We start from the raw sequence: 8,667 nt of genomic DNA, 5'->3' as shown, positions 1-8,667 counted from the left end.
GGCAATGACGGTTCATTTCCAATCCTCTAGTCGGAGTAAGCAACTCAAGACTTTCTACTTGGTGTCGGGAAGCTGCAACATAAATACTTGTTCTTAAATCTGCGTCCATCTGCGTAATCTGCGGATTCGTCAAGGGTAGAAGGCTTGTTCAGCCGTTGTCATTCCCTTGGTCAAGGCCGCTTAAGACGGTTAGCCAACAACGCTCTCAACAGCAAATAGAGAATAAACGCGTTGCATACATGCCACATAAAATGGCTCCCCAGCGGGAAGTAAGGGCAAATAGCATTGTCTATGGTCCGGAATGTCAGAGAGACAATAAACACACCGGCAGTAATCAGCACTATGTAACGCTCAATACGGCGCGTAGCCATATGATAAATTCCCAGCACCAGCAGGACAATCATGGCCGGGGCATAGATCAATGAACCGTTCAAGACTTGTGGAAACTGCCTGCCAATGAGGGCGGCAATGAAAAATCCCAGCAAGATACCGACTACATAAAAAGGCTTGAACCGTGCGACTTCCCGACAATAGAGCCATAGATAGACCAACTGAAAGAGCAGGATTGGCAACTCATCCATTAACTGCGCCCAATTCGTGGCGAATGTATGGAACAGGAAACTGCCGACGCTGATGGCGCATATCAGTGCGAGCAATAGCCATACTCCCAAGGATCTGGTGCCCAGACTATTGGTACGTCGCCAGCTGAACCAGGCACTGACGAAGAACAATAGATTCGTCAGTGCATTGACAGGCTCCGCCCAAAACTCAGGACTTGTCCGTTCGCAATAAAGATAAAGTATGTCAAACATTAAAGCTTAGCCTCCCGCCTCGCTCAATAATGCCTTAGAATATACCGCTCATTAATGTACAAAATAGTCTTTATAATGATTCACGTCGGAGTGTAGCTCAGCCTGGTAGAGCACTGCCTTCGGGAGGCAGGGGCCGGAGGTTCAAATCCTCTCACTCCGACCATCTTCCTAAAAAAGGAGACTGCATTTTTTCTTGCTTGAATTCCTTGGTATAGGTCTTATATGGCTTACGCTTAGTTGTCATAGGACACTCCTTCTAGGCGACATTGTCGTCGATTAAAAGTGTCCGTTAAACTGGGGGAGGTTCAGGGTGACCTCATTGGTCCCCATCCCGGATACCTCAAAGAAATGAACTATGCCCATCAGAAATTGGAAGGAGGCGCTGAACCTCTTTATGATTGAGTTCGAAGATCGATTGGCGGACTTCGTTTGAAAACTGCAGTTACACAGAATTATTTTACAGGCTCCCTTATTAAGATACTGACACCGGTATCGAAAATACCGGTGTTAATATCGATTCGGCTCAGATTATTTGCGCTCCATCATCCGCATATGTTCCATCATTTGCCCCATCATTTGATGCATCATTTGCATATGCTGACCATTCATTTGCAAGCAGTTTTCCTGATTCATCGGCATATCTTTGCTGCCCTGCATGCCCATCCCCTGACCTTTTTGTCCCATTGAACCATCCATCATATGCATCCCTTGCTGCATCATACTCATATGCTGCTGCATCATATGACGGAACTGAGCCGGTTCTTTTTCCTGTTGTATTTTACCCATCAATGCCTGCATATCCTGCATATGCTGATGCATTTTCATCATATGATCCTGATCCATCATATAGCCTTGCATCCCTTGCATCCCTTGCATCCCCGTCTCTTCTTCTGCCGTTGCTTGCAGCGGCATAGACATGGCCACAGACAGCAAAATACTGCTAATCAATGCTTTCATAACTGGTCTCCTTTGTTTTTGTGTTCCAAGAATTATCTTACTCTTTTAAATACCAAGGGTATAGGCGTAATCTGACAGCTTTCTTGAATGCTTGTGATAGATCAATATTCAAGACCGGAACCAGCCGATAATTGAGATGCATTGGATATTTGGGGAGGATATTTGGGGTCAGAGTGAACCTAAAGAACACTCTCCGCTCTATAGGTAGACAGATAAATAATAAATATAATGCTGGGTATTTATCAGCGATAAAAAACAGGTAAAACAATGAGCTACTCTTGGATAGATTTTACAGGCAATATTGGCGTTGTTCTGATCTTGGCCGCTTACCTGTTACTGCAACTCAATAAATTATCCAGCAATCAGCTGAGTTATTCGGTATTAAACGGTGTTGGCGCCTTACTGATCTTGGTTTCGTTGGCTTTTGATTTTAACCTTTCTGCCTTTGCAATTGAGTTTTTCTGGCTGCTGATTAGCATAGTCGGCATTGTTAATTACTACAGGTCAAATAAAGCCTCTATAACTGAAGAACGGCTTGAATCACCAAAAGAAAGTGCCCTTACCAAAGGTAAGGTAGATTTATAGCTTATTTTAGCGCGTCGGTGGACTATGCCACTACACCGATCAAGGGAAGAAGTTCTTCGTCAAAAGGGTCAGACACGATTGAAATATGCTGTCCATTAGCATTCACGTCAAAAGGGTCAGACACGATTGAAATATGCTGTCCATTAGCATTCATGTACCGCTTATGAAAACGGGCGTGGAGTTAAATATTCCATATTATTGTTTGGAAAACAAATTTGCGGTTTTGGCGATACTCAGAGCTGACCACTTTGAACACCATGTTCATCAACCCGGCCGCTGATAAGCCGGGTGGAGATGGTTTCAAAATAGATATTCCGGGCCTGGATAAATTCACCATTGGGTACCTGCATTTCGTCGGCGGGCATGGATTCGAGTGTGATTTGTCGGCTGTTGTGGTGGCTGTTTTTGAAGCTGTCGGCCAACACCCAAAACGGTTTGCCGAAATGCTGCGCGGCCAAAGCCTGGAGCAGGGTACCGCTTTTGTTGACGAAATGATGATCGGTGAGCCAGCTGTCGCAGCCGCTGATATTGATATCGGCCTCAGGCATAAACAAACCCAGTTCGGCATCGGTAATGACCGTGGTCGGCACTTGCCATTGGTTGAGCTGCTGAGCGACCAGCAGACCTTCATTGCCCGGCGCGCTTATCGTGATAATAACGGCGAACGGAGTTTGTTGTTTGACCAGTTGTTCGAACAAAGCCAGTACTTGTGAGCTGCGGCTGTGGGTGAGGATGGTCATATCCGGCTTGATAAGTTCGCAGGTATTCAGGGCGACTTTGTCACGGGTTTGTTGCAGTTGCTGGCGGATATTTTCAAGGTTGTGGAGATAGTCTGATTTGAACTGTTCGGGTTGAGTAGAGGCGGGTGAATGCTCCAGCCAGCGGTGCAGCACGTTGCCCAAGGCGATCATGCTGGGGCGGGCGGCGGCCAGTTCTTCGGCAATAGCGGTTAATTCATCTGCCGTTTGGGGGGCAGCGTCTTGCAGATATTGTTGCAAGGCTTGCAGGGTGGTCAGCGCCAGTTCGGTGGCACCGGATTGCTGATTATTTTTCAGATTGGCCAACAATGTTTGATAGGTGTCTGTCATGATAATGGCCCTCCATGAACCCTGTCTCTTATATATACCTGCCATAACGTAAAAAAGGCGCGTCATAGCCATGGCCTGCATGGCATCTTGAGCGTAACCGATAACAATCTCTGTGTCTTCTGTGCCTTTGTGGTTCAATTCGCAGTAGCTGAGATGTGTACAAGAGATAGCTATGAAACAGGGCTGTGGTGCGCTTCCCTGATCGGCGATAAGGCCAGCAGCCAGGCGGCAATCAGAAATACCAGCATGCCTATCAGGATACTCTGAAATTGTACGCCTGCATCAATCATAAAACCGAGGAAGGCGGGGGCAAGACCGGTGGAAAACACCAGAAAAGCCGATTTCAGCGAGCGCACCTGACCCAGATGTTCGCGTCCCCACAGTCTGACCAGAAGGCTGTCGCCGATAGGGGAGGACATGCCCAAAGCGAGACCGGCGCCCAGCATCAGAATCCAGATACCGGCATTGCCGCCGATCAAAGCTGAAATCAGTAATGCAATGGCAAACGGCAGCAGATAAAGCTTTGCCAGCGTGGTGGCACCGAATTCGTCGATCCAGCGACCGCCGAGCAGGGCACCCGGGAAACGGGCAATGCCCATGGCGGTTAACGCCAAAGCATAAGTGGTGGTGCTGGCGGCCAGATCCTGCGTCATTTGCGCCTGATAGATAAAGATGCCGGTGAGGGTAATTGGCAACACCATTAACATCGGCAACAGCATCCAAAAACGCAGTTCCCGCATCGGGCTGGGTCCGGTGTCGTGATGGGTTTTGCTGTCGTGTTTCTGGCGCGGTGCCTGCGGCCAGTCGACAAACAATAACAGCATCAACCACAGCACGATCAATACCGCTAGAAGACACCACCAGATTTGCTGCCAGCTGAGCCAGACAACCAGCAGGGCGATGATCGGCGGCAGAATAATTTCGCCCGAAGGCATGCCCAGGCTGACCAAACTTAAAGCCCGGCCGCGATTGATGGTGAACTCGCGTCCGGCCAGGGTACTGCCCAGATGCGTCATCAAACCCTGACCGCATAAACGCAATAAACCCAGACCCAGAATGCTTAAAGCCCACCAGGGAGATAAAGTCAGCATCAGCAAACCGAGGGTCAATGTTGTCAGCACCAGTAATGCGTAACGCCGCGGCGCTATCCAGTCGATTTTGGGGCCGAAATGCATGACCAGAAAGCCGCTGGTCATGGTGATGGCGGCATACAGACTGCCGAATTCACCGGCACTGATGTTTAAAAGTTCGCTGATATCTGTCTGAAACAGACCGATAAAAAAGCTCTGACCGAGGTTGCCGGTAAATACTGCCAGATAGGCGGCGGCTAACAGCCCGCCGTGCTGACGTAATAAGCTCAGGTAACCAAGACGATTGTCTGAGTCCATGTTATATCCTATGAAGTAAGGGCCTATCAATAAATAACTAGAAGCGGTCTCAAAAATGCTCTCGCACGCTGAGACGGTGTTACGAACCCTGAACCGGTGTTCATTTACTATTTGTAAACTCCGCTTCTCGCAGGGTTCGTGCCTTGTCTCAGTGCACGCTCTCTATTTTTGAGACTGCTCTATTACAACTTGCCGTTGCTTGAAGACAAACGAACATCCGGCGTAATCGCAGCAGTTATTTATTTCCAGACGCTAAAAAGTCAGTCGATTTATAGCGTCAACGGCGCTGCCGGGGGTCAACCTTGCTTGAACAGGCGCGGATTGCTTTTAATGAATTTGCGGATCCAGCGTTCCAAGAATGATTCTTCCTGCATGGCTTTGAGATAACCATAGCCCAGAATGCTGATGACCAAAGCTCCGGCAGCATCGACGATCAAGTCCAGCATTGTATCAGTCAGGCCCGAAGGATCGCCAAGCATGGTTTTTTGCATATCCATGCTCAGTAAAGCATCCATGACAAACTCGAAGATTTCCCATATTGCCCCCATGCCCAAAGCAAACAGGAAGGCAAAAAATGCTACAAACCCGGGGCGCATGTTCAGCTGAATCTGTTCGGTTTCATTGAGTACATATACCAATAGGAAGCCGATAATTCCGAGCAGAAAGCCGGAGCTGGTATGCAATACCATATCCCACCACCAGAAACGGGTGTAATAGCCGTGTACTTCACCCAGAAACAGTGATGCGAATATAAAAGCAATCGCCAGCAGCTTAAATTCATGCGGAATGAAAACCTGGAATTTTCTCGCCAGCAGAATCGGAAATAGCGTAATGATAATTATGCCGGTAATAATCACGGCATTCAGCCATTGTTGTTCCCAGATGGCACCGACAGCCCCTGCCAGCAGAATGATCTGCAGTACGGTCGTTAATCGGTAATGTAAGGTACTTTCATCCATATATAAGTTCAGCGATTGGCCCAGTGCCATATAAGCATAAAAAAGACCGGCCAGTCGACCGGTCTGAGATATAAAGCAGGTCGGATTGCAGTCAGACAAGTTTTGTCGGATTAAAATCCGATCTGTGAATTGAATCAACTGTCATCTCGAGCTGAGTTGAGCAGTCTGTTTGAGCCTCTGCTACGGTTGGTATGACACAGGCCCACCGGGTTATATACGCCGCTTAATCAGCCCCTGCAAATTACGGACACTGGGGCAGTCACTGCATTCTCTCAATGCATAACTGATAGATTTGTTGGCGGCAATATAATCCTGTTGTAAATAATAAAGCGAAGCCGTCATCAGTGGATCATCCTGATAACTGAGCAGTAATTCCTCAATAATCAGTTCCAGATCTGTGTCAGCCCGGAAGTAATGCAGATCGGTCACATCTGATGACAATGCCTGCTCCATGGCCAAGGCACCGGTTTCAATATCACCGGATAACGCTATAGCCAAAGCATATCCCACCCGAGGCAGTGCTGAGTCTGGCCTGCTGTTGATTTGGCCTTCAAAGGCATTTAACGCGGCGTCTATTTGATAGTTACCCAGTGCCGCCCAGGCGTCTATCTGACTGTAATCGTCACGCTGGATTGGAGCCGGCCTATACCCTACGGTGCGTGGATAACCGACAATGGTGGTTGTGACAGGCCGTGAATAGTAAGAGTAGCCAATAGGTGAGTAGTTCAGATAAATGCCAGTGTGCCGGTAATAACTATAATAACGAGGTTTGTAATGATGGGGGCTGCGATAAATGTTGCGATCATGATCTCTGGAGTGATAACGATGTTTACTATCATGACGGGGAGCCATACCAAACGAACGATGCCCCTTGATGCCATAATATTGGTGCCTGTTATGGCTGCCCCTGTAGGTGTTAGTTTGCTGGTGGTACTGCTTGCCCTGGATTTGATTATCTGAAAAACCATCAAACTTGCGGTCATAATCTCTGGAGTGATAACTATGTTTACTATCATGGCGAGAAGGCAGACCAAACGCACGCTCACTCTTGCTGCCAGAAGACTGGTATTTGCCATGGTCGCCCCTGTGAGTGTCATGCCGGTGATATTGTCTGCCCCGAGTGTGACTATCTGAAGAACCACCAAACTTGCGGGCATGACCGCTACCTGAATCAGAGGTACCAAACCGGACAGCCGACGAGTCTTCAGCCAAAATGGTTGGGGCTGTCAAGATAAGCGAAAATGACAGCAACATCGACGAAAATATCGGCAATATAGGGGGTTTTCTGTTAAGCATAGCCGTTACCTCGCGTAAAGCAGGGCTTATATTCACAGACTATTTAAACGGCTGTTGGTTCTGCAAAAGTGATGCCGGCAATGCGTAAGTTTACAGTTCAGTTTTTGACGAACTCTCCACTGTCAGCGTCACCCAGGGCTTTTTGCAGATCGGCTGCGCTTAAACTCAAGGCGTAACCCAGCACACCACTGCCAATGACTACCTTGTCATAATCTGAGACGCTTTTATCGATCAGTACTTTAACCGTATCAGGCAAAGCAATCGGCGGCACAGCACCGATTACATAACCGGTGGCTTCTTCAATTTCATGAAATTCGGCCATTCTTAATTTTCGTTCATTAAGGTGTTTGCGCAACGTGGCCCAATCGGCACGGCCGCCGCCCGCGACGGCCAGTAATACGAAATTATCGGAACCGGTTCGAAACAACAGGCTGCGTACCACGGATTTGGGATCGTGTCCTTGACTGCTGAGTAATTCTTCCAGGTTACGCACCGGCTTTTTATCTTCCGTGAGCGGAATTTGTATAGTCTCAAACGGAATATTCAGCGTGTTAAGTTGTTCCGTGACCGGGGACGTGATGGTATCGCGCATTTTGCCTCCTGGGGTTTAATGTCTGGCCATCACGCTGGTGATGACATATGGTCTTAGGATACTGGATTTAAGGGCTTCGTTCACCCTGAACGTGGGCCATGGACTCCAGTGGAGGTCCTCAGGCTATAGCTGAAACGGGACTGTCTTGCCGTAACTGCCAGGTCGGTGTTTGCTCAGCGTCGATAATATTGAATTGCTGCAGCCACGTTCTGGCGTCCTCGGCATCCTGCTCGAACCAAGTGCGGGCACTGCCGAGCCGGAAGGTATAACCCCAGCGATCCATATCCAGCATCATGCGGTCACGGCCGACATTGTCCAGATAGTCGGCCAGCAGAATTTGCAGATAACACACGCCGTTTTCCTCGTCGTAATCACCTTCGGCATCGGTATGCAGTTGCTGGCGGCGGGCTGCATCCATACAGATATAGTGGCCGGCTTCATGCAGGGCGGAGTGCACCGGTGTGTCAAAGCGCAGATAAAGCTGATGGCCAATCAGACCGGCTTCGCGTTCACCGAAAAAGCTGCCGGGTATGGTTTCATCATCAGCCACCGGCACGATCTCGATACCGTATGGGGCCAGTAATGTTGCCAGTTGTTGCTGCCTTTGTGCATCGCAGTTGAGTACATTGGTTGGATCAGACACGCCGAGCGTCACCGACGATATGGTTAATTACCATGCCGGCCAAAGTCAGGCCGAAGATTGAAGGCATATAACTGACGGTGCCGTTGACGGCGCGGGCGCGACCACGGCTGACCGGTTCCGGCGGCAGGGGAGGTAACGGTGATTCCAGCGAATACACGGTCTGAATACCGCGGCCGATCCCCCGTTTGCGCAGTTGTGCACGTAATTGTTTAGCCAGCTTGCACATAGTGGTATCCATCAAATCACCGGTACGCACTTGAGTCGGATCCAGTTTACCCCCTGCACCCATGCTGGCAAATACTGTCATATCATTACGCCAAGCGGTTTCCAATAAGGCTGATTTGCTG

The 8,667-nt window shown here is 48.9% G+C and carries 9 protein-coding genes, 1 tRNA gene and 1 pseudogene; 2 read left to right on the top strand and 9 right to left on the bottom strand.

Features of this window, described 5'->3' with window-relative positions; genetic code table 11:
• Window positions 1–170: 170 nt before the first annotated feature.
• A complete protein-coding gene (locus OMP95_RS12185; RefSeq protein ID WP_266329224.1) occupies window positions 171–812 on the bottom strand; it encodes a ceramidase domain-containing protein in 642 nt (213 codons plus the stop codon).
• Window positions 813–898: 86 nt separating this feature from the next.
• On the opposite strand from OMP95_RS12185, the gene OMP95_RS12180 reads away from it, so the two are divergent.
• Window positions 899–975 (top strand) — tRNA-Pro (locus tag OMP95_RS12180).
• A gap of 365 nt (window positions 976–1,340) precedes the next feature.
• On the opposite strand, the gene OMP95_RS12175 is transcribed toward OMP95_RS12180, so the two are convergent.
• Window positions 1,341–1,769 carry a hypothetical protein gene (locus OMP95_RS12175; RefSeq protein ID WP_266329222.1) on the bottom strand — a complete coding sequence of 143 codons (429 nt, stop codon included), beginning with the start codon at window positions 1,767–1,769 and terminating at the stop codon, window positions 1,341–1,343.
• A gap of 267 nt (window positions 1,770–2,036) precedes the next feature.
• Between OMP95_RS12175 and OMP95_RS12170 the strand changes: the two genes are divergently transcribed.
• Window positions 2,037–2,354: a CBU_0592 family membrane protein gene (locus OMP95_RS12170; protein WP_266329220.1), complete on the top strand. Its 318-nt coding sequence runs from the start codon at window positions 2,037–2,039 to the stop codon at window positions 2,352–2,354.
• A gap of 233 nt (window positions 2,355–2,587) precedes the next feature.
• On the opposite strand, the gene OMP95_RS12165 is transcribed toward OMP95_RS12170, so the two are convergent.
• From OMP95_RS12165 to OMP95_RS12135, 7 genes and pseudogenes are all read right to left on the bottom strand, one after another.
• Window positions 2,588–3,442, bottom strand: coding sequence for a translation initiation factor eIF-2B (locus OMP95_RS12165; RefSeq protein ID WP_266329218.1), 855 nt, complete (start codon window positions 3,440–3,442; stop codon window positions 2,588–2,590).
• Between the two features lie 170 nt (window positions 3,443–3,612).
• The gene (locus tag OMP95_RS12160) at window positions 3,613–4,830 is read right to left on the bottom strand and encodes an MFS transporter (RefSeq protein WP_266329216.1); all 1,218 of its coding nucleotides are present in this window, start codon (window positions 4,828–4,830) and stop codon (window positions 3,613–3,615) included.
• A 296-nt stretch (window positions 4,831–5,126) separates the two neighbouring features.
• On the bottom strand, window positions 5,127–5,789 hold the full coding sequence (locus OMP95_RS12155) for a hypothetical protein (RefSeq protein ID WP_266329214.1): 663 nt from the start codon (window positions 5,787–5,789) through the stop codon (window positions 5,127–5,129).
• Between the two features lie 210 nt (window positions 5,790–5,999).
• Window positions 6,000–7,085, bottom strand: coding sequence for a hypothetical protein (locus tag OMP95_RS12150; protein ID WP_266329212.1), 1,086 nt, complete (start codon window positions 7,083–7,085; stop codon window positions 6,000–6,002).
• A gap of 97 nt (window positions 7,086–7,182) precedes the next feature.
• Window positions 7,183–7,677, bottom strand: a complete 495-nt coding sequence (locus tag OMP95_RS12145; RefSeq protein ID WP_266329209.1) for an aminoacyl-tRNA deacylase — start codon at window positions 7,675–7,677, stop codon at window positions 7,183–7,185.
• A 118-nt stretch (window positions 7,678–7,795) separates the two neighbouring features.
• Window positions 7,796–8,320 (bottom strand): hypothetical protein, encoded by a 525-nt coding sequence (locus OMP95_RS12140; protein ID WP_266329207.1) that lies wholly within the window; start codon window positions 8,318–8,320, stop codon window positions 7,796–7,798.
• Window positions 8,313–8,667 (bottom strand): annotated as a pseudogene (locus OMP95_RS12135) (tRNA threonylcarbamoyladenosine dehydratase); the annotation flags it as partial. The pseudogene OMP95_RS12135 and the gene OMP95_RS12140, both read right to left, overlap by 8 nt.

Source organism: Methylophaga sp. OBS4, from assembly GCF_026319305.1.
Classification (GTDB): Bacteria; Pseudomonadota; Gammaproteobacteria; order Nitrosococcales; family Methylophagaceae; genus Methylophaga.
Note: the sequence above shows the minus strand (reverse complement) of the source record. Positions and strands in the feature narration are given on the sequence as shown.